The following is an 18977-nucleotide window of genomic DNA, read 5'->3' as shown; positions in this document are numbered from 1 at the left end:
TTAACGAGGGCTTGATTATAGTGAGACCAGTTTGTGATTTTGCTCATTGTTGTTGCACAGGCTAGTAGGATATAGATGATCTGATCACAGGCTGGCAAGATAGTTCAAACTTTTAGGAAACAACGCCCTGAAATAATTGAATTTAGTAACTTTATTTTAATTAGTACGACTATAGATAAGCGTGAAATAAAGCGTTTAAACCCTGAAGAAAATGCTTATCATATTGCTCTAGGTATGTGTATGGAATCGTTATATGAATTGCTCTTCGAAAAACAGCAGCATGAAAAGAAAACACATATTGTAGTAGAGTGCCGCGGAAACAAAGAAGATAAAGAGTTAGAACTTGAGTTTCGGCGAGTTTGTGATGGGAATAATAAATTTAAAAGAAAACTACCTTTCGAAATCATTTTTTCAGATAAAAAAGTGATGTCATCAGGTTTGCAACTTGCAGATTTGGTTGCGCGTCCTATTGGCCTAAATCTACTAAAACCTGAACAACCTAATAGAGCTTTTAATATTTTAAAGAAAAAATTTTTCTGTAGCGGTGGCAGAAACTGTTTAGGGGAAGGTTATGAAGATTTTGGAATGAAGATTTATCCCTACCCAAAAAGCGAAAAACCCCGATGATTCCATCGAGGTTAAAACGCCGACCGAGATAGCTCAATCCATTTAATAGTGATTATGGTAAAATAATGCAACATCGTCAAGAGTTATAAATATTCCTAAAGTATTTTTGAAATATTTATATTAACTCAAATTATTTACCTTATTTGCAGTTTATAGGGCTTTATAGCCACTTCTTATTTTTAAAGTAAATGCCAATCCCAACGGTTAGCACCACCAAGAAAATAATAAATAAGCTAAATGCGTAAGGGCTTTCAGTGCCCGGAATACCGCCTACGTTTACACCTAGTAAGCCAGTTAAAAAGCCAAGTGGTAAAAACAGTGCAGCAACTACCGACATCACATACATGCGTTGGTTTAGTTGCTCAGATACTTGGCTTGTTATTGCTTGTTGAATAATTTGCGCGCGTTCAATTGAGCTATCTAGCTCTTCTAAATAACGGATTAACATATTGGTTGTTTCGTTTAAGCGTGCTTTATCGTCTTCATCTAACCACTTATATTTGTTGTTTAACAAAGTAATAAGCGCTTCTTTTTGTGGCCTTAAATAACGTTTTAACGCGATTGTTTGGCGGCGAATTTGCGCTAATGATTGATGATCAAAGCCTTTGTTTGGCTCGTCAATTTCATCTTCAAAACCATCGAGTGTGTCATCTAAACTGTCGATAACAGCTTGCATACGCGATGTTAAGTTTTGCGCCAATTGGCAAACTAACTCAGAGATTGAGCAAGGACCATTGCTGCCATCGAACGATTCAACAACATCCTGCACCGATAATAAACGGCGCTTACGGGTTGTGATCACAATATTTTCGTTAATAAATAAGCGTAACGAGACCATGTCTTCTGGGCTTTGCGCAGGGTTTAGATTAACGCCACGCAAAAACAGCATATTACCATTAGTGACTTTGCTTAAACGCGGACGTGTTTCATCGGCAATAAGGGACTCAAGCTCGTAATCAGTTAATAAATTACTTTGCTCAAGCCAGTCAACGGCTTCAGCTTGACTGTAGTCCATGTGCACCCAAAGTTTTCCGTGTTCGGGTTGCCAATTTTGCAGCTCAGTACTATTTTCAATAGCACGTGCGCCGCCTTGTTCGTCTAAAATTAAGACATGAAGTAACCCATTGATCATATTGAACTCTCGTTTTACAAATAGTGGGGTATAGTTGATTATAGTTTAGGCTACGTCAATTAAATCGATTTATCGAGGGGATAAATATATTTCGTTGGTGTTTCTAGCTCTGTAGCGTATAAGACACTTTTTTAAAGAGGGCACATTAATGAGCGCAAAAATTATTGTTGGCTGGCGAGAATGGCTTGGCCTGCCTGAACTGGGAATAGAAAAAATCAAAGCAAAAGTTGATACCGGAGCGAGAACTTCATGTATTCATGCTTTTGACATTGAGGAATTTTCAGAAAATGGCGAAGCATGGGTGAAATTTACTACCCATCCTCTACAAGACGATGTAGAAACAACGGTAGAGTGTCGCGCCAAAGTAGTTGAGCGTAAGTATGTGACCAGTTCAAGCGGTCAGCGTGAGCTACGCTACTTTATTGAAACAAAATTAGTCGCAGGAACCCAAAGCTGGCCTGTAAGGGTGACTTTAAGTAACCGTTCAACAATGAAGTTTAGAATGTTGTTAGGGCGTACAGCAATGGAAAATCGCATAGTCGTTGATCCGGCTTTATCTCATTTATTATAGGAAAAGGACTTATCACACGTTGCTACGTGTATGAGTTTATCAGTTAAGGTTTTTAACTTATGAAACTTGGTATTTTATCTCGCAACCAAAATTTGTATTCAACACGTCGCTTAATTGAAGCCGCAGAGCAGCGTGGCCACGAAGTGAAAGTAATTGATGCACTTCGTTGTTATATGAACATCAATTCAGAGCAGCCAGAAATCCATTACCGTGGTGAAAATTTAAAAGATTTTGATGCTATCGTGCCGCGTATTGGTTCGTCAGTAACTTTCTATGGCTGTGCGGTATTACGTCAGTTTGAAATGATGGGGGTATACCCTGTCAATGAATCTGTGGCGATCACTCGTTCGCGCGACAAGTTACGTTCACTACAGCTACTTTCGCGTAAAGGTGTAGGTATGCCAGTGACAGGCTTTGCAAGTAAACCAGATGATGTAAAAGACTTATTAAGCATGGTGGGTGGCACGCCAGTCGTTATTAAGCTACTTGAAGGTACGCAAGGTATTGGTGTGGTATTAGCTGAAACACGTAAAGCTGCAGAAAGTGTAATTGAAGCGTTTATGGGCTTAAAAGCCAACATCATGGTGCAAGAGTACATTAAAGAAGCGGGCGGTGCTGATATTCGCTGCTTTGTATTAGGCGATAAAGTAATTGCCGCGATGAAGCGTCAAGCGCAAGAAGGTGAATTCCGTTCTAACTTACACCGTGGTGGTAGTGCGACGTTGGTTCGTATTACTCCAGAAGAAAGAAAAACCGCTGTTGCAGCAGCTAAAGCGATGGGTTTAAACGTAGCAGGTGTTGATTTACTTCGCTCTGCACGTGGTCCATTGGTGATGGAGGTTAACTCATCACCTGGTCTTGAAGGTATTGAAGTTGCAACCGGTAAAGACATTGCAGGCATGATTGTCGAGTTTATTGAAAAAACAGCGGCATCAAAGAAAACAGCAACTCGTGGTAAAGGTTAAACCTTTACCCATAGGAAAATAAGCGCTCTATTAAAAGGAAAAGTGCGTGGCTAAGGTTAAGAAAAATACACCGTTTTCAATTTTAGGCGATACGGTGGGTGTTGGCGAACGTAAAACATTTGCGATTGAAGCTGCCAAGCTTTACACCCACTCGCCGTTAAATATTCCAATTGAAGTCGTCAATGGTGTGCAGCAAGGGCCTGTATTAATGGTGTGTGCTGCAATTCACGGTGATGAGCTCAATGGTGTTGAGGTTGTTAGGCAGTTGCTTGCTAAAATCGATCCTGAGCAATTGCGCGGTACTATTATTGCGGTACCGATTGTGAATGTGTTTGGCTTTATTCATAAGTCACGCTACTTACCAGACCGCCGTGACATGAACCGCAGTTTTCCGGGCTCAACGCGTGGCTCGTTAGCTGGGCGAATGGCGAATGCGTTTTTTACTCAAGTGGCAATGCATTGTACGCATATTATTGATTTACACACAGGGGCAATTCACCGAACTAACTTGCCGCAAATTCGCGCTAATTTGAGCGACCCTGCAACAGCAGCCATGGCAAAAGCGTTTGGCACTCCTGCGGTGATTGATGCGTCACTTCGCAATGGTTCATTACGCAGTGAAGCGGCAAATTTAGGAATACCCGTTATTACCTACGAAGCCGGCGAAGCGCTGCGCTTTGATCCAATTGCCATTGCAGCAGGTGTGCAAGGTGTTGACTATGTGATGCGCCATTTAAAAATGGTGCGCGGCAAACGTGCTAAAAAGCTACCAGAGCCGATTATTGCAAGCTCGACCAGTTGGATACGTGCCGAAGTTGACGGTATTGTTCGTGCACAAGTATCACTGGGTGAGCGAGTAATGAAAGGGCAGGTTCTAGCTTATATAAGCAACCCACTTGGTGATGCTGAACTTGAACTACTCGCGCCGCGAAGTGGTATTGTCATTGGTCAGCAAACTATGCCGCTGGTAAACGAGGGGGATGCTGTATTCCATCTTGCTTACTTTGCTCACGCAAATAGCCTAGTTGAACAACAGCTCGAAAACTTTATTGATGAAATAAGTGATATTGAAGACGAGTTAAAAACCGCAGATTTAAATAACTAATACCCTATTCTGTAATTCAAAAAGCCAAACTGCCTGTTTGGCTTTTTTGTACCCACCAGTCCTGACCTATTACTTGACCTTAGAGCAAGTACAAGGTTTATAGTTTTTTACTTACTTAATTTTCGTAAGAATGACTAAAGGATCAAAGATGAAAATATTGCTATTTTATACAGGCTTATTCACGCTTGCTATTTCACTTACGCACGGCTTTTTTACTGAGCAAAGTGTTGTTCACATTGTGTTATTTCACCCTTTAGTCATTCTATTTAGTTTTATATTAATCGCCTATGGAAGCAGAAAAAGATCACCTTTTTAGCAAGTATCTCGTTAACTTTAAGCCGTTACTTTTTTGGGCCTAAAATACGTTTTATGGTTGGCGCTTTAGTCGCTGTTGGTGGGTTCTTTAACACCATCACAGGGCGGGTAACAAATATGTTGTTTGGGTAAATCACTTTGTGACCATCAACATGCTCAAGTACAACATTCATTAAGCCCATTTCGATAATGCGGCCTTCTAAGAAGTTTGCACCGTCAATTACTCTTACCCAAAAGCCAACGCGGCAATCGTTTTGAATAAACATCAACAAGAAGGCTGTTAGGTTACTTAGTAAAGACCAGGCGGCAAAAAGCGCGACACCTAACATGGCAAAAATTGATGAGCCAAGTACTAATAAGCCGCGTAGCTCTATGCCCCAAAAAACCAACACTAAACACAGCATGACAATGGCAAGAATAATATTCAGCAACAACTCCGCACGGTATTCGCGATGCGGATCAGCCTTGCCTTTAATTGCTTTTAACAGCAGATTTTTGGTGGTTTTACGCAGTAATGGATAGAGCAAAACCGCGATAACAGTCACGATTAAATGATATTGCTCGTTAAAGAATTCGACGAAGTTCAAAAGGGTTCCTAAGTTAATATTTTACGTTTTGATTTTAGCTTAACAATACCACTACTTTAAAAGGTATTTTTAACCGTTACTAGCCATTGCACTGAGTCAATATCGTCATCTTGTTTGTTAATTGGTGCGGCAATATCTAGGTGGATAACCGTACCTGCATTGGCACGGCTTGGCGCTAAGCGTAGGCCCACACCCACATTTTGTAGCACGTTACCATTGGCACCATTATCTTTGTCGTTATACCAGGCTCTACCAATATCATAAAACGCGGCACCACCCACTTTAAACAATTGCAGTAAGTCATATTCCCAGTAGTAGCGTTTTTCTAGAGTCACTAAAAAGCTGCGGTCGCCTACTTGGTAGTCAAGCGGGTAACCACGTAGGCCATTTTCACCACCAATAGTGAGTTGTTTATCAGCAGTGAGGTTTTCAGCATATTGTAAGCGTACTTTGGCATACCAGCTTTGCCTTAGTGTGGTATTGAGATAATATTGTAGCTGCGTGCTAGCGAATAGGTTTTCAACATCATCGGTTTCTTCATTCCAGTAGCCATCAAGGTCTGCTTTAAAGCGCCATAACTGGTTATCTCCAGAGTAATGTGCTTTTGATAAAGATAACGAATAAATAGTACGGCTGGCATCGTCGCTAAAATCATCACTCGAATAACCGAGCAAGGCATGGATATTCCAACCGAGGTTTAAATCTTCAGTACGATAGATACTATCGAAGTTTCTAACTTTAACGTAGTGATCTTCAAACCATTGGCCACTAACGTAAGGGTAACTCAGCGTTCTATCTTCAGCGATAGGAAAGCGCGTGAATGGTGTTTCTTTAAAGGTTTCTTCGCGGTTTTCGATGCCAAGCTTAATACGTTGAGTCCAACTATTACCAAGTTGTGATGAATGGCCAAAGTAAGCGCGGTTTAATAAGGTTTTTTGTTCAAACTCACTAACTACATCACCGCGATAGTAAAGTGACTCTCGGCGTTGATCAGAGTAACTTGTAACACCGTAGCTGTACGGCGTATCAATCGAGAAAAAAGGATAGCTTACATCGAGATAATGACGTTTACCGTCATCGTTATCTGAATACTCTAAACGGCCTTGATAACGGCTAGAGAATATATGCGGATCGTCATACACAAACAGGTAACCAGTACGATCAGCATCACGGGTACGACTAAACGACACTCGTTTACCCCAGCCTAAAAAGTTAGATTCTCGAAAGCCAATGCTTGATTCATTCTCACCACCACTGCGGCTAAAGCTTATTTCGGGCAGTAGGGTCCACAGATCGCGTGTAATGACTTTTACATGTACGTTGCCGTCACAATCGAGCTTTGCGTTGATACGCGCATCATATAAGTAGCCTTGTTTACGCAGTAATCGCTCTGACTCTAGCAGTTTACGTGGATTGTAAACATCACCTTCTTCGAACAATAAAACGCTGTGTATTACCTCTGGCTCTGTAGTCATGTGAGCGCGATTGGCAAAGCGGAATAAAAAGTTATTTTCTTCTTCAAGCTCAGTGTTAAATACGTTCAGCTGTTCAAGTTCAATAGAAACTATTTTACGGTTATTAGCGGCATCGGGTAGTGGATTATCAGCATCGAGCTGGCGGCGTAAGTTATTATCTTGTGATTTAAGCGTACGTTGGTTTTGACAATAATTACTATCGTCAGTAAATAACTGCTCTGCATGAACATTGGCTGCTATGCAGACTGGTAATAGTGTTATTAACCTAGCAACAAAGTACGACTGCTTAAATCCCATTTACACCCTTAGTTGAGTATGTCCTATGCAACTACTACATACTAAGCGTGGGAAAATGTCTAGCTTATTATTGTAATTGCGCGACTAAATACTGATGAAGTTGTGGCAATGCAGCACTGGCTTCTATGCCCTCAGCATTGATCCAAATACTTTCACTGTAATGTTCAAAGTTTAGATTAAAACTATGATCTGTAAAGTGAAAGCGTAATTGATGACGATCAGCACCGGCATCAAAGTCGGCAGTTGTTATGGCTGGAGCATGTAAGAAAAGGGTTGCCCAAAGCTCAAAGTCTTCATCGTGTGGAAGCTCACTCGACGTTACAAGAATGATCTCATGCTCGGCATCATAGGTTAGTTCAGTCATAGCAGTCCTAATTGGTGGCAAGATAGTCGCGAATGGTATTTAAAAACGGTGCGCCGTACTTATTGAGTTTAGTGAAACCAACACCCGACACCTTCAAAAACTCACTGTCGTTGGTTGGCATTAACTGCGCCATTTCAGCGAGGGTTTTATCATTGAATACCACATAAGGTGGAACATCATCGGCATCTGCCAACTCTTTACGTAAAGCGCGTAATTTCGCAAATAGCTTTTTATCGTAATTAAACTGAGCGAGTTTATCTTGGTAAACGTGCTTAGCTTGTAAGCGAGGTTCAGCAAGTTGCAGTGCATATTCACTTTTAAGAACTGCACGGGCGGCTTCGGTTAAGCGTAATGACGAACCTTGGGTAATATCTTGGCTTAATAACCCTTGATGGATAAGCTGCCTTAAAATACTTAGCCAAAACTCTACACTGTGCTCTTTACCTATGCCATAGGTGCTTAGCTGGTGGTGATTGTTATCTCGAATGCGGCTAGTGTTTGCACCACGAAGTAACTCAACGATATAGCCAATACCAAAACGTTGCTCAGCACGATACACACACGACAAGGCTTGTTGCGCTACAAGTGTGCCATCAAAGCTAGTAGGTGGGTTTAAGCAAATATCACAGTTACCACAGGTTTCGCGTTTATATTCACTAAAATAATTGAGCAAGATTTGTCTGCGGCATGTTTGTGCTTCGGCGAAGCTTGCCATGGCATTGAAGCGCTGTTCTTCAACACGACGACGTTGCTCGTCTTCAATATCTTCAAAAAAGCGGCGTACGCGGCCTATATCAGCCGGATCAAAATACATAATCGCTTCTGCAGCCAGGCCATCTCGACCTGCACGACCAGTTTCTTGATAGTAAGCCTCGATGCTTTTTGGAATATCGTAATGAACCACAAAACGTACGTTTGGTTTATTAATCCCCATGCCAAAGGCAACGGTCGCAACCACAATTTGAATATCATCACGGGCAAAGCCCGATTGCACAAATTGGCGTTGCTCGTTACTCATTCCCGCATGGTAGGCGGCGGCATTGAACCCGGCGTCTGCAAGTTTTTCGGCTACATCATCAACCCGTTTGCGGCTGGTGCAATAAATAATGCCACTTTGATTTTGCTGCTCTTTTAAATATCGAAGCAGTTGCACCATAGGTTTGAATTTTTCTTCTATGGTGTAACGAATGTTCGGTCTATCGAAGCTACCAGTGTGCACGTAAGGGTGGTTAAGCTGAAGCTGTTCAATAATATCGTAACGAGTTGCTTTATCTGCCGTAGCTGTAAGTGCCATCATGGGCACATGCATAAAGCGTTGCTTTAACTCGTTGAGCCGACAGTAATGCGGCCTAAAGTCATGACCCCAATGCGACACACAGTGAGCTTCATCAATTGCAAAAAGTGCGAGTTTTAGATGACTCAAGCGCTCTAAAAATTCGTGTTGCAGTACTTTTTCTGGTGCAACATATAACAGCTTAATTTGCCCATAGTGCAATTGCTGATAGACAGCTTGCTGCTCTTCAAAAGGCAGGCTGTTGTTGATGTAGGCCGCTTGCACGCCGAGTGCTCTTAGTTGGGCAACTTGGTCTTGCATCAAGGAAATAAGCGGCGAGATAACCACAGTCACACCATCAAGGATCAAAGCAGGTACTTGATAGCATAAAGATTTGCCTCCACCCGTTGGTAGGAGTACAAGCGAGTCTTGTCCGTCTAGCGCTGCGGCTATAATCGCTTCTTGGCCATCACGAAAGTCCTTGTAACCAAACACTTGTTTGAGTACGGCTTGTGGTGATCGAACGGGTGTGTTGGACATTGCGGTATTGGTATTCATCGCCGAGCATTTTAGTGGTTTTTTATGGCGATGTCTGTAGAAATATATCCAAACGACCTCAAGATGCAGAATTCAGCGTTTCACAGGTGCTTAATATCAAGGCGTTACTTTGCAATAATGACAGTCCCTTTTAAGAAGTAAATACATGGGTTTATTTAGCGTGTTTTGGTTGCGTCACTGCTAAGGGGGCGTAAAATAGCGTTTTTAAACTATAAAGCCAAACTTATGCCTACCAACATTGAGCAGCGAAAAGGCGTTATTTTCGCTTGTTTAGCCTTTTTTATGTGGGGTCTTGCGCCCATTTACTTTAAGTTTCTACAGCAGATTTCTGCGTTTGAAATCTTAATGCACCGTGTTATTTGGTCGGTGTTATTTTTACTTCTTATTATTGCTGCTCGTCATCAATGGCAGCGTATTCGCGTTGTACTCGGACAACCTAAATTACTTTTGATGTTGGTAATAACAGCAAGTTTACTTGGCTTTAACTGGGGGTTATTTATTTGGGCTGTGAACAATAATCATATGCTCGATGCCAGTTTAGGTTATTACATCAACCCACTACTAAACGTGTTATTGGGTATGTTGTTTTTAGGTGAGCGACTGCGTAAATGGCAAGGCGTTGCGGTAGGTCTAGCGCTTTGTGGTGTGTTGCTACAGCTTATGAGTTTTGGTTCATTCCCTGTGGTTGCTTTCTCATTAGCAGGATCGTTTGCTATTTATGGTCTACTACGTAAAAAGTTACCAATCGAATCATTGCCAGGGTTATTGCTCGAAGCACTTATTTTATTACCGGTTGCGCTAATTTACTGGTGGTTGATGACGCCATCAGCAAGCTCTGATTTAACTGCAAACGATTGGCACATTAACGTGTTACTCATTAGTGCTGGTGTGGTGACAACCTTACCGTTGTTATGTTTTACCGGTGCAGCAAAGCGCCTGCAATACAGTACGCTTGGCTTTTTTCAATACATTGGCCCAAGCTTAATGTTTATGCTTGCGGTGGCTTTTTATGGTGAGGTATTTGATGCTGAGCGTGTGGTGACGTTTGCGTGTATTTGGAGCGCTTTGGCATTATTCAGTTGGGATTCGTACCGCCAAAGTCGTAAGCAACGTAAGGCGCAATTAGAGGAGGTAACTAAGCCTGTGTAGGCTTAGCTTACTAGTTTATTGCGTCCAGTGTCTTTTGCTTGATAAAGCTTTAAATCGGCCTGTTTTATTAGTTCATCCAAACTATAAACAGGCCCATTATGAAAACCAATCGACAGTGTAAACTTGATATGGTCTTTACTGAACTCAGGACTGTGTTTTTCGACAAATAAGCGGAATTTTTCTAAACGTTGCAGAGATTCTTGCGCGTCTTGATCTGCAAAATAGACTGCAAACTCTTCACCACCAAAGCGGCCTACTAAGTTATCTTTAAAATACTTCGCCATACATTGCGATAGGCCCTTTAATACGTCATCGCCGGCATCATGACCGTAGTTATCGTTAATTGACTTAAAGTGGTCAACATCAATCATGGCTAAAGAGACTGAGGTATCTGACACTTTTGCAGCTTTTAGATGGCTGTTTGCTTCACCAAAGAAATAGCGGCGATTAGGGAGTTTTGTGAGGTAATCAGTGTTTGCTTGTAAACGAATCGTTTTAATGTTTTCAAGCATGTCGACGTTCTGGCTGAGCCGACAATAAAACTCTTCATTGTTGAATGGCTTACGAAGGTAATCGTCTGCGCCAGATTTCAAAAAGCGCGTTGATAAATGCAGAGTATCGAGTGCAGAAATGCCGATTATGGCCTTTTCATCGTTGGAGTATAAACGGCGAATTTCAACACAGAGTTCATCCCCATTCATATTCGGCATTTCATTATCGGTAATGATCACCGATATTTTTGGGTTTTCAGCCAGTACTTTTAAAGCGTCGACACCATCAACCGCTTCGAGTGTTTGGTATTTATGACGGGTTAATAAGTTGTAAATATGGTGGCGCGTTGCCGCTGAATCATCGACTACTAATACTAATATTTGCTCATTACGAGGCAAGCGAGCCAGTTGTTTTTCTAGGTATTGATAGGCTTGTTTATTTTCTTTGGTGATGTAATCAATGATGGGGTGTTTTTCAACGATATTACGTGTTGTTTCGTCAAGGTTGCCAGTCATTACAATGGTCGGGATATCGGCTTCGATGGTGCAAGGAACTGCTTCACCGTTTGGCGCATCAGGCAGAATAAAATCTACTACGGCACAAAAGTAACTGTGCTTGTTAATAAGCTCTTTTGCCTCAGCTAAGCTACCGGCTATGTCGGCTTCATAGCCAACTTTTTGCGCGATGTGCTTTTGCACCTGCGCAATGGTTGGCGTATCTTCAATTATTAATATTCTTCGAGTCAAAGCTTGCCTTGTAATAACTTATTGGCGAAACAAAAGTTATTTCAAGTTTTAACCCTAAAAGGGTAAAAAAGCAAATTGTTATAGGCTGTCTGACTCAGAATAATATTCAACACTTTGTGGTGTTGAGGTCGCAATGCGAGAGCGCCCAAATAATGTGTGAAACTTGGTTTTACAGGTTGTTTGCTTAAGGTATTTTATCCAAGCGCGCTCAATCGGATTGGTCGCTTCAAGATTACCGGTAACAACTTGCACAAATTGAGTTTGAAATTCATTTTGTGGTTCTAGGGTTTTGTTGTATAAACCCTTTAGAACAACACCATGCTGCTCGAGAATGTCGGCTTCTAGCAAAGTGAAGTGACCACTACGACCAAAACCGCGTGGGAAATTTTGATCATCATAGAATTGACGTTGGCTTGCAAATGCCTGACGAAGTGATGAAATGTCATTGCTCATGGCTTTATCCTCATGCCCTAATTTCTTGCTGGAGTATGGATCAAGTTGTCGATTTTATTAAACAAATTATTTTTATCGTAAGGGTAAAAAATGGATATCGATTTATTGAAGACTTTTGTTGAAGTGGTTCGTACACGCCATTTCGGTAAAGCAGCTGAAAATTTATATATTACACAGTCTGCGGTGAGTTTTCGGATCCGACAATTAGAGCAAGGTTTAGGCGTTAACTTATTTATTCGTCAACGAAACAACATACAGTTAACGGCGCCGGGTGAGCGACTACTGCCACACGCACAAATGATCATTACGGGTATGCAGCGCGCAAAAGTTGATGTGGCACTTGCAGATAATATGCATAAGCAAATTAGCTTAGCGGGAACACCTAATATATGGGATGCATTTTTACAGTTTGGTATTACTAATATTGTTTCTGCTATGCCGGGTGTGTCGTTAGTTGCCGAAGTCAAAGCACAGCAAGAGAGTACTCGCTTATTATTGGAACGTACATTAGATTTGGCGGTGTTGTTCGATCCTCCTAAAGTAGATGAACTGGTTGTACAGCGAATTTGTGAGCTACCCATTATTCCTGTGAGCGCCTTTGAAACTGCAAATAGTGAAAACTTTTTCGATAACCAATATGTTTATGTCGACTGGGGGACCACCTTTTCTTTATGGCATGCTCGTGAGTTTAACGGCCACGCTCCTCCTTATTTTAGAACCAGTACAGGTCGTATTGCGCTTGATTTAATTTTGAAATGCGGCGGTAGCGCGTTTATTCCTCAGTTATTAGTTGAAGAGCAGCTTAAATCTGGTGAGCTTTATCATGTTGAAGATGTTGCGCATACCTCGCGCGATGTGTTTGTTGCTTACCACAGAGATAACGAACAAACTCCTTTATTAGAGAAGTTAGTGACCTTATTAACTGAACTACAAATAAAAGCTTAAAATTAATTTAATTTAGCTTTCATAAAAATTTAATGCTTCAACAGCAGGTTACGTTTTTATTTCAAAAATAATTACATTTTATGAAGCTAAATTGACGCTTTTATTTCAATTGTCATCTTTCTGTCATTTTTCGCTGTCACACTGCGCGCATTGAAACACAACATGTGTTTTTGTTGCGATTATTGAGGAAACGACATGAAATTTGCAAAGTCTAGCTTATTCCTAGCTTTATTTGGTGGTTTATCTTTTTCTGCATTAGCTGATGCAGATGTATATGGTAAAGCAAACGTGACTGTTCAATCATCAGATGATGGCGAAGGGTCTTTCACTGAAATTAAAAGCAATAACTCACGTTTTGGCTTAAAAGGTTCAGAAAAAATTTCTGAAGGTTTAGAAGCTGTTTATAAATTTGAGTTTGGTGTAGACGTATCTGACGCTGATTCAAAAGGCGACAATGACGATAACATCACTGCACGTAACCAATACGTGGGTGTTAAAGGTAGCTTTGGTCAAGTTGTTATCGGTCGTAACGATACAGCAATGAAGCAGTCTCAAGGTAAAGTTGATTTATTCAATGACCTTGAAGGTGATATCAAGAACGCATTTAAAGGTGAAAACCGTTTAGGCGACACAATTTCTTATGCTTCTAAAGACTTCAGTGGCTTCAAAGTATTAGCAACTTATGTAGCTGAAGATGATGTAGATGCTGATAACGGTTACTCAGTAGCGTTAACTTACGGCGATGCAAAACTTAAAGAAAGCAAACTTTATGCATCAGTTGCAGCTGACAGCGAAGTAAAAGGCTACGATATTGTTCGTGCAACAGTACAAGGTAAACTAGGTGACTTTAAACTAGGTGCTATGTACCAAACACAAGAAAAAGTGGATGGTAGTGCAGAAGCTGATGGTTACTTAGTAAATGCTGCTTACCAAATGAATAGCAACACGTTCAAAGTACAGTACCAAGTAATTGACTTTGATGAAGGCGATAAGAAAACAGCTATCTCTGCAGGTGTTGATCACAAGCTTAGCAAAAACACCAAAGTATTTGGTTTCTACTCAACGTTTGATACAGACAATCAAGTTGACCAAGACTACCTAGGTGTTGGTATTGAATACAAGTTCTAATCCAACCTTTGGATAACTCCCTAACTTGTCAGCCCAGCTAATTAGCTGGGCTTTTTTGTTCTAGTAGAAAATTTATAAATCAGATAGCGCTTTGATTTGCGATCAAGCCTGTGCGTAGTTTGATTTGCCAGCAAGCCAACGTTGAATCAATTTATCGGTAAGCGCTGGATAGTCGTTCAAAATTTTGAAGGCAATTGGTCTTACATGGTCGAGTGTTTGTTTATCGCGGTTTAAGTCGGCGATTTTAAATTCGGCTAGGCCTGTTTGTTTGGTACCAAGTACTTCACCAGGGCCACGGATTTCGAGATCTCGCTCAGCGATAACAAAGCCATCATTACTTTCACGCAGTACACCTAAGCGCTTTTGAGCCGTCGCTGATAATGGCGCATGATAAAGTAAAACACAGTGTGATGCCGTTGCCCCACGACCAACACGGCCGCGTAGCTGGTGGAGTTGTGCAAGGCCTAACCGCTCAGGGTTTTCAATAATGATAAGGCTGGCATTAGGCACATCAACACCTACTTCAATCACCGTTGTGGCAACGAGTACATGAATATTACCTGCTTTAAACTCACTCATAATAGCTTGTTTTTCGGCGGCTTTCATCCGGCCATGCACTAAGCCAACGTTTAGCTCTGGCAATGCCGCTTTTAATTGCTCTGCGCTATCTTCCGCGGCTTGGCATTGCAGTACTTCAGATTCATCAATCAAGGTGCAAACCCAATACACTTGACGACCTTGCTCTGTACACGCTGTTCTCACACGTTGAATGATTTCGTCTCGACGTGCATCAGGAATAGCCACCGTTGTAATAGGTGTTCTACCGGGTGGTAACTCATCAATCACTGAGGTTTCTAAGTCAGCGTAGGCTGTCATTGCTAGCGTTCGCGGGATAGGTGTTGCTGTCATCACTAATTGATGCGGGTAACAATCACCAAAGCGGCCTTTTTCGCGCAGTGATAAGCGCTGATGAACACCAAAGCGGTGTTGCTCATCAATAATAATTAAAACGAGATTGTTAAACTCAACCTGCTCTTGGAATAATGCGTGGGTGCCAACAATCATTTGTGCTTCCCCAGAGGCGATTTTTTCCAAAGTCGCTGTGCGCTCTTTACCTTTACTTTTGCCACCTAACCAAGCGACTTCAACACCGAGTTGATTAAACCATTGGCTAAAGTTGATACCATGTTGCTCTGATAAAATCTCTGTTGGTGCCATTAGCGCTACTTGATAGCCTTCGCTTATCGCGGTGAGCGCGCTGAGTGCTGCAACTAAGGTTTTACCAGAGCCTACATCGCCTTGTACTAGGCGCATCATCGGAAACGGGTGTTGTAAGTCACCTTTGATTTCTGCCACCACACGACTTTGCGCGTTAGTTGGGCTAAAGGCTAAATTAGCTAAAAACTGTTGCTCAAGTTGGTTATGAGGCTTTAAAGCAACCGCTTTTACCGTTTGCCCTTTTTGGCGCAGCTTTAAAAGGCTTAAGTTTTGCGCAAGCAACTCTTCAAACACTAGCCGTTGCTGGGCAGGGTGCATACCTTGTTCAAGGGCAGTTAAATCAACATCGTTTTGTGGGCGATGTAAGGTCATAAGTGCATCGGCTAAACGCATTCCGGTCGGTTGAAACTGTTCTGGCAGTAACTCTTCGACAGGGTACTTAGTTAATAGTGCAAGTGCTTGATCGCTAAGTGCACGAATAGATAACTGTTTTAGCCCTTCGGTAACAGGGTACACTGGCGTTAGTGTGGTATTAGTTGGTTGCTCAGAAGGGGTATCCGATAAGCTGTATTCCGGGTGTGTCATTTCAAAGCCAACACGACCACGGCGGATCTCACCAAAGCAGCGAATGATTTTACCTGTACTTAAAGCATTTTTTTGAGCTGCGCTAAAGTTAAAAAACCTGAGCGTTAAACGGCCCGTGCCATCATTTACTTGGCAAACCAAAATGCGCCTTTTTCCAAAGGTAATTTGGCTGGTTTCAATGGTGGCTTCAACACTAACATGGCTATGCGGTTGGAGTTCGCAGATTGGGTGAATGCGGGTGCGGTCTTCATAGCGGTGAGGCAAATGAAACAGCATGTCTTGCACCGTATGAATATTTAGCTTAGCAAGGCGCTCGGCCATTTTCGGGCCGACGCCTTTTAATTCTGTAATTGGGTATAACGCTAAGCTAGGATGACTCAAAGGTGACTCAAATTATTAATTAGTAGACTGTTTTTCAGTTTACTTGCACTCGTTAGTGGCTTCAAGCGGTTGCGTGTGTTTTAAAATGTTCCAGAACGTTTCATCAGCAACAATTTCACCACTTTCATCAAGCTCAGGGTACGGTAGCTCTTTTTCACGGCATTGTTCAGCAATGATAGGGTGGCAGCCTTCAAACAAGATACGGTGCTTAATTTTCGCATCAAGCATATCGCGGTTATAAAGTCCGGCTTCTTCACGTTGACGCTGTGCTTCAAATAGAATAAGTGCCGCAGCAACAGATACATTAAGAGATTGCACCATTCCTTGCATTGGGATAATGATATTTTTATCAGCATGAGCGAGGGCGCGTGGTGAAATACCATCACGTTCTTGGCCAACAATAACAGCCGTCGGTTTGGTGTAATCAATTTCACGAAAGTCGACAGCATCGTCGCTGAGATGAGTTGCTAAAATTTGTACTTCAGGATTTTGTGCACGCATCATGGCTACAGCTTCATCGATATTGCGATGCAAGTGAGTTTCTAACCAGTTTTTACTACCACCTGAGGTATTGTTAGTTAACCATTTTTGATTCTCTGGCCATACAGCATGTACGTGATGGCAGCCAGTCGCGTCAGCTGTGCGGGCAATGGCCGATAAATTATGATGCTTATGTACTTCTTCTAAACAAACCGTTAGGTCCGTTTGGCGGCGGTCTAACACGCGCTTAACACGCTCAAAGCGAGTTGTATCCATAGTTGTGTGCTCGTTGACGGATTCTAATTGGCGCTGATTATACCCTAGGGAACAACAGCACGGCTAATTGGGTTTTGTAATGAGATCAGCGTTTCTGTTGACTGAATAGCTTCGATGGCTTGTATTTTGTTAATTAACACATCTTGTAGATGATCAATTGAGCGTGCCATCACTTTGATAAATATACTGTAATTACCTGTGGTGTAATAGGCTTCGACAACCTCTTCTAGTTCTTTTAAATGCAGTAAAGTTTGTGGGTAATCACGTGCATTGTTGAGGTTAATACCAATAAAACAGCAAACATCGTAACCAAGCTGTTTGGCATCAATACTGACTTGGGTGCCTGTAATAATTCCCGCTTGTTTCATCTTTTCGACCCGAACATGAATAGTTCCGGCACTGACTGCAAAGCGTTTAGCGAGTTCTGCATACGCTGTTCGCGCATTTTCCATTAAAGCATTAAGGATGTTTTTATCGAGATTATCGATTTGATAATTTTCCATGGTATTTATTAGTGTTAATTATTGAATCAATAAATTTTATAGCATTATTTTTATGAAAATTTCAATGTTAAGTTCTTTTTATTGCGGGTTATTGAAAATTATCTTTGTTTAGTTGAGGATTGTTTTAACAGGAGGGGCCAAGCAGCTGGTTTCTCTAATTAAGCAAGTAACAATAACTGGGAATGAGGCCAATTATTATGAGTTCACACTACCTGCAGCAACAGCAGCAAATTAGTAAAGTAAAACAGTTTTTTTCAAGCCAATTAGAACAACAATTAGGGTTAGTTGAAGTACAAGCGCCGATCTTGGCAAAAGTAGGCGATGGTATTCAAGATAACTTAAGCGGTACTGAAAATGCTGTATCGGTAGCAGTGAAAACAATTCCGGGTAGCCAATTTGAAGTAGTCCATTCATTAGCTAAGTGGAAACGCAAAACCTTGGCTGATTACGATTTTTCGGTAGGTGAAGGACTTTATACGCACATGAAGGCGCTTCGCCCAGATGAAGAATCTTTAAGCCCAATTCACTCGGTATATGTTGACCAATGGGACTGGGAAAAAGTGATTTGCGAGAGCACTGAACGTACCTTAGACAAGCTAAAAGAAACCGTGACATCACTTTATCAGGCGATTAAAGCAACCGAACGCTTTGTCGCAAGCGAGTTTGATTTAGCGCCGTTTTTGCCAGAGCAAATCACCTTTGTACAAAGTGAACAGCTACGTCAGATGTATCCAGACTTTACTGCGAAACAACGTGAAAAAGCGGTAGCACAAGAGTACGGTGCGGTATTTTTAATTGGTATAGGCGGCACACTTGCAGATGGCAAAATTCATGACGTACGAGCACCGGATTATGACGATTGGTCAACACAAACCTGTAGTAAATTTGCAGGCTTAAACGGTGATATTTTAGTTTGGAACCCTTTGCTTGAAGATGCATTTGAAATCTCTTCAATGGGCATTCGTGTAAGCCCTGATGCATTAGCTACTCAATTAGCGATTACAGGCGACCAAGCTCGGTTAGAGTTTGATTGGCATAAACAGCTACTGGCGAAGAAATTTCCGCAAACAATTGGTGGTGGTATTGGTCAATCACGACTCGCTATGTTGCTGTTACAAAAACAGCATATCGGGCAAGTACAAGTTGGTGTTTGGCCTGAACAGCTAAAACAGCAAGTGGAAGGAATTCTTTAAAGAGTAATGACCCTGGTAAAAAGAGGCTTTAAGCCCAATGCCAGTCAGTTAAGCTGACTGGCATTTCTTTTTTTATGTGGGTACTTTGATGGCTTAGGCTTTATCGCTCTTGGGTATCGCCTATCTTCTCTTCTTGGTGGCAGTTTAAATAGTCTCAGC

General features: G+C 41.7%; 18 protein-coding genes. 8 read left to right on the top strand and 10 right to left on the bottom strand.

Translation table 11 applies throughout. The features are described from left to right. The first annotated feature begins 99 nt into the window (after positions 1 to 99). Entirely contained in the window at positions 100 to 627 is a 528-nt protein-coding gene (locus ABMY41_RS18820; protein WP_349275875.1) for a DUF3800 domain-containing protein, read from the top strand. Positions 628 to 787: 160 nt separating this feature from the next. Here the strand turns inward: ABMY41_RS18820 and zntB are convergent, their stop codons facing one another. Further along, complete coding sequence (zntB, locus tag ABMY41_RS18815) at positions 788 to 1759, bottom strand: zinc transporter ZntB (protein ID WP_054563406.1); 972 nt, start codon at positions 1757 to 1759, stop codon at positions 788 to 790. A gap of 148 nt (positions 1760 to 1907) precedes the next feature. On the opposite strand from zntB, the gene ABMY41_RS18810 reads away from it, so the two are divergent. Genes ABMY41_RS18810 through ABMY41_RS18800 form a run of 3 tightly spaced genes read left to right on the top strand, consistent with a single transcriptional unit; the run spans position 1908 to position 4400 of the window. Continuing rightward, positions 1908 to 2330: an ATP-dependent zinc protease gene (locus ABMY41_RS18810; RefSeq protein WP_054554208.1), complete on the top strand. Its 423-nt coding sequence runs from the start codon at positions 1908 to 1910 to the stop codon at positions 2328 to 2330. 59 nt (positions 2331 to 2389) lie between these two features. Then, the gene (gene rimK / locus ABMY41_RS18805) at positions 2390 to 3295 is read left to right on the top strand and encodes a 30S ribosomal protein S6--L-glutamate ligase (RefSeq protein WP_054563407.1); all 906 of its coding nucleotides are present in this window, start codon (positions 2390 to 2392) and stop codon (positions 3293 to 3295) included. 46 nt (positions 3296 to 3341) lie between these two features. After that, positions 3342 to 4400 (top strand): succinylglutamate desuccinylase/aspartoacylase family protein, encoded by a 1059-nt coding sequence (locus ABMY41_RS18800; protein ID WP_349275873.1) that lies wholly within the window; start codon positions 3342 to 3344, stop codon positions 4398 to 4400. Positions 4401 to 4741: 341 nt separating this feature from the next. On the opposite strand, the gene ABMY41_RS18795 is transcribed toward ABMY41_RS18800, so the two are convergent. From ABMY41_RS18795 to recQ, 4 genes are all read right to left on the bottom strand, one after another. Next, positions 4742 to 5302 carry a mechanosensitive ion channel domain-containing protein gene (locus ABMY41_RS18795; protein WP_220095053.1) on the bottom strand — a complete coding sequence of 187 codons (561 nt, stop codon included), beginning with the start codon at positions 5300 to 5302 and terminating at the stop codon, positions 4742 to 4744. Positions 5303 to 5358: 56 nt separating this feature from the next. Beyond that, positions 5359 to 7074, bottom strand: coding sequence for a BamA/TamA family outer membrane protein (locus ABMY41_RS18790; protein WP_175080414.1), 1716 nt, complete (start codon positions 7072 to 7074; stop codon positions 5359 to 5361). Between the two features lie 67 nt (positions 7075 to 7141). Then, positions 7142 to 7438, bottom strand: coding sequence for a DUF3630 family protein (locus ABMY41_RS18785; protein WP_055021898.1), 297 nt, complete (start codon positions 7436 to 7438; stop codon positions 7142 to 7144). A 7-nt stretch (positions 7439 to 7445) separates the two neighbouring features. Beyond that, positions 7446 to 9269, bottom strand: coding sequence for a DNA helicase RecQ (recQ, locus tag ABMY41_RS18780; protein ID WP_055021899.1), 1824 nt, complete (start codon positions 9267 to 9269; stop codon positions 7446 to 7448). A gap of 225 nt (positions 9270 to 9494) precedes the next feature. On the opposite strand from recQ, the gene rarD reads away from it, so the two are divergent. Further along, positions 9495 to 10418 (top strand): EamA family transporter RarD, encoded by a 924-nt coding sequence (gene rarD / locus ABMY41_RS18775; RefSeq protein WP_349275870.1) that lies wholly within the window; start codon positions 9495 to 9497, stop codon positions 10416 to 10418. Between the two features lie 2 nt (positions 10419 to 10420). On the opposite strand, the gene ABMY41_RS18770 is transcribed toward rarD, so the two are convergent. Then, on the bottom strand, positions 10421 to 11656 hold the full coding sequence (locus tag ABMY41_RS18770; protein ID WP_349275869.1) for a diguanylate cyclase: 1236 nt from the start codon (positions 11654 to 11656) through the stop codon (positions 10421 to 10423). A gap of 78 nt (positions 11657 to 11734) precedes the next feature. After that, a complete protein-coding gene (locus tag ABMY41_RS18765; RefSeq protein WP_054563414.1) occupies positions 11735 to 12109 on the bottom strand; it encodes a DUF413 domain-containing protein in 375 nt (124 codons plus the stop codon). 90 nt (positions 12110 to 12199) lie between these two features. Between ABMY41_RS18765 and ABMY41_RS18760 the strand changes: the two genes are divergently transcribed. Both ABMY41_RS18760 and ABMY41_RS18755 read left to right on the top strand, forming a co-directional pair. Then, positions 12200 to 13054 (top strand): LysR family transcriptional regulator, encoded by an 855-nt coding sequence (locus ABMY41_RS18760; RefSeq protein WP_054554216.1) that lies wholly within the window; start codon positions 12200 to 12202, stop codon positions 13052 to 13054. A gap of 195 nt (positions 13055 to 13249) precedes the next feature. After that, on the top strand, positions 13250 to 14182 hold the full coding sequence (locus ABMY41_RS18755) for a porin (protein WP_349275867.1): 933 nt from the start codon (positions 13250 to 13252) through the stop codon (positions 14180 to 14182). A 102-nt stretch (positions 14183 to 14284) separates the two neighbouring features. On the opposite strand, the gene recG is transcribed toward ABMY41_RS18755, so the two are convergent. The 3 genes from recG to asnC are packed head-to-tail and all read right to left on the bottom strand — an operon-like array spanning position 14285 to position 17625. After that, positions 14285 to 16366: an ATP-dependent DNA helicase RecG gene (gene recG / locus ABMY41_RS18750; protein ID WP_349275865.1), complete on the bottom strand. Its 2082-nt coding sequence runs from the start codon at positions 16364 to 16366 to the stop codon at positions 14285 to 14287. 39 nt (positions 16367 to 16405) lie between these two features. Then, positions 16406 to 17122, bottom strand: a complete 717-nt coding sequence (gene trmH, locus ABMY41_RS18745) for a tRNA (guanosine(18)-2'-O)-methyltransferase TrmH (RefSeq protein ID WP_248530178.1) — start codon at positions 17120 to 17122, stop codon at positions 16406 to 16408. A gap of 44 nt (positions 17123 to 17166) precedes the next feature. Further along, on the bottom strand, positions 17167 to 17625 hold the full coding sequence (gene asnC / locus ABMY41_RS18740; RefSeq protein ID WP_054554220.1) for a transcriptional regulator AsnC: 459 nt from the start codon (positions 17623 to 17625) through the stop codon (positions 17167 to 17169). A gap of 197 nt (positions 17626 to 17822) precedes the next feature. Between asnC and asnA the strand changes: the two genes are divergently transcribed. Further along, positions 17823 to 18818: an aspartate--ammonia ligase gene (gene asnA / locus ABMY41_RS18735; RefSeq protein ID WP_349275862.1), complete on the top strand. Its 996-nt coding sequence runs from the start codon at positions 17823 to 17825 to the stop codon at positions 18816 to 18818. The last annotated feature ends 159 nt before the right edge of the window (positions 18819 to 18977 follow it).

It is taken from the genome of Pseudoalteromonas sp. BZA4 (genome assembly GCF_040104395.1).
In the GTDB taxonomy this organism is placed as follows: Bacteria; Pseudomonadota; Gammaproteobacteria; order Enterobacterales; family Alteromonadaceae; genus Pseudoalteromonas.
The sequence above is the reverse complement of the archived record's forward strand: the minus strand, read 5'-3'. Positions and strand labels throughout refer to the sequence as shown.

Bases quoted from the DNA above. Each gene is read 5' to 3' on its own strand.
- asnA (WP_349275862.1), top strand. From the start codon at position 17,823: ATGAGTTCACACTACCTGCAGCAACAGCAGCAAATTAGTAAAGTAAAA.
- recQ (WP_055021899.1), bottom strand. From the start codon at position 9,269: ATGAATACCAATACCGCAATGTCCAACACACCCGTTCGATCACCACAA.
- ABMY41_RS18765 (WP_054563414.1), bottom strand. From the start codon at position 12,109: ATGAGCAATGACATTTCATCACTTCGTCAGGCATTTGCAAGCCAACGT.
- zntB (WP_054563406.1), bottom strand. From the start codon at position 1,759: ATGATCAATGGGTTACTTCATGTCTTAATTTTAGACGAACAAGGCGGC.
- trmH (WP_248530178.1), bottom strand. From the start codon at position 17,122: ATGGATACAACTCGCTTTGAGCGTGTTAAGCGCGTGTTAGACCGCCGC.
- ABMY41_RS18790 (WP_175080414.1), bottom strand. From the start codon at position 7,074: ATGGGATTTAAGCAGTCGTACTTTGTTGCTAGGTTAATAACACTATTA.
- ABMY41_RS18810 (WP_054554208.1), top strand. From the start codon at position 1,908: ATGAGCGCAAAAATTATTGTTGGCTGGCGAGAATGGCTTGGCCTGCCT.
- rimK (WP_054563407.1), top strand. From the start codon at position 2,390: ATGAAACTTGGTATTTTATCTCGCAACCAAAATTTGTATTCAACACGT.
- ABMY41_RS18785 (WP_055021898.1), bottom strand. From the start codon at position 7,438: ATGACTGAACTAACCTATGATGCCGAGCATGAGATCATTCTTGTAACG.
- rarD (WP_349275870.1), top strand. From the start codon at position 9,495: ATGCCTACCAACATTGAGCAGCGAAAAGGCGTTATTTTCGCTTGTTTA.
- asnC (WP_054554220.1), bottom strand. From the start codon at position 17,625: ATGGAAAATTATCAAATCGATAATCTCGATAAAAACATCCTTAATGCT.
- ABMY41_RS18760 (WP_054554216.1), top strand. From the start codon at position 12,200: ATGGATATCGATTTATTGAAGACTTTTGTTGAAGTGGTTCGTACACGC.
- ABMY41_RS18755 (WP_349275867.1), top strand. From the start codon at position 13,250: ATGAAATTTGCAAAGTCTAGCTTATTCCTAGCTTTATTTGGTGGTTTA.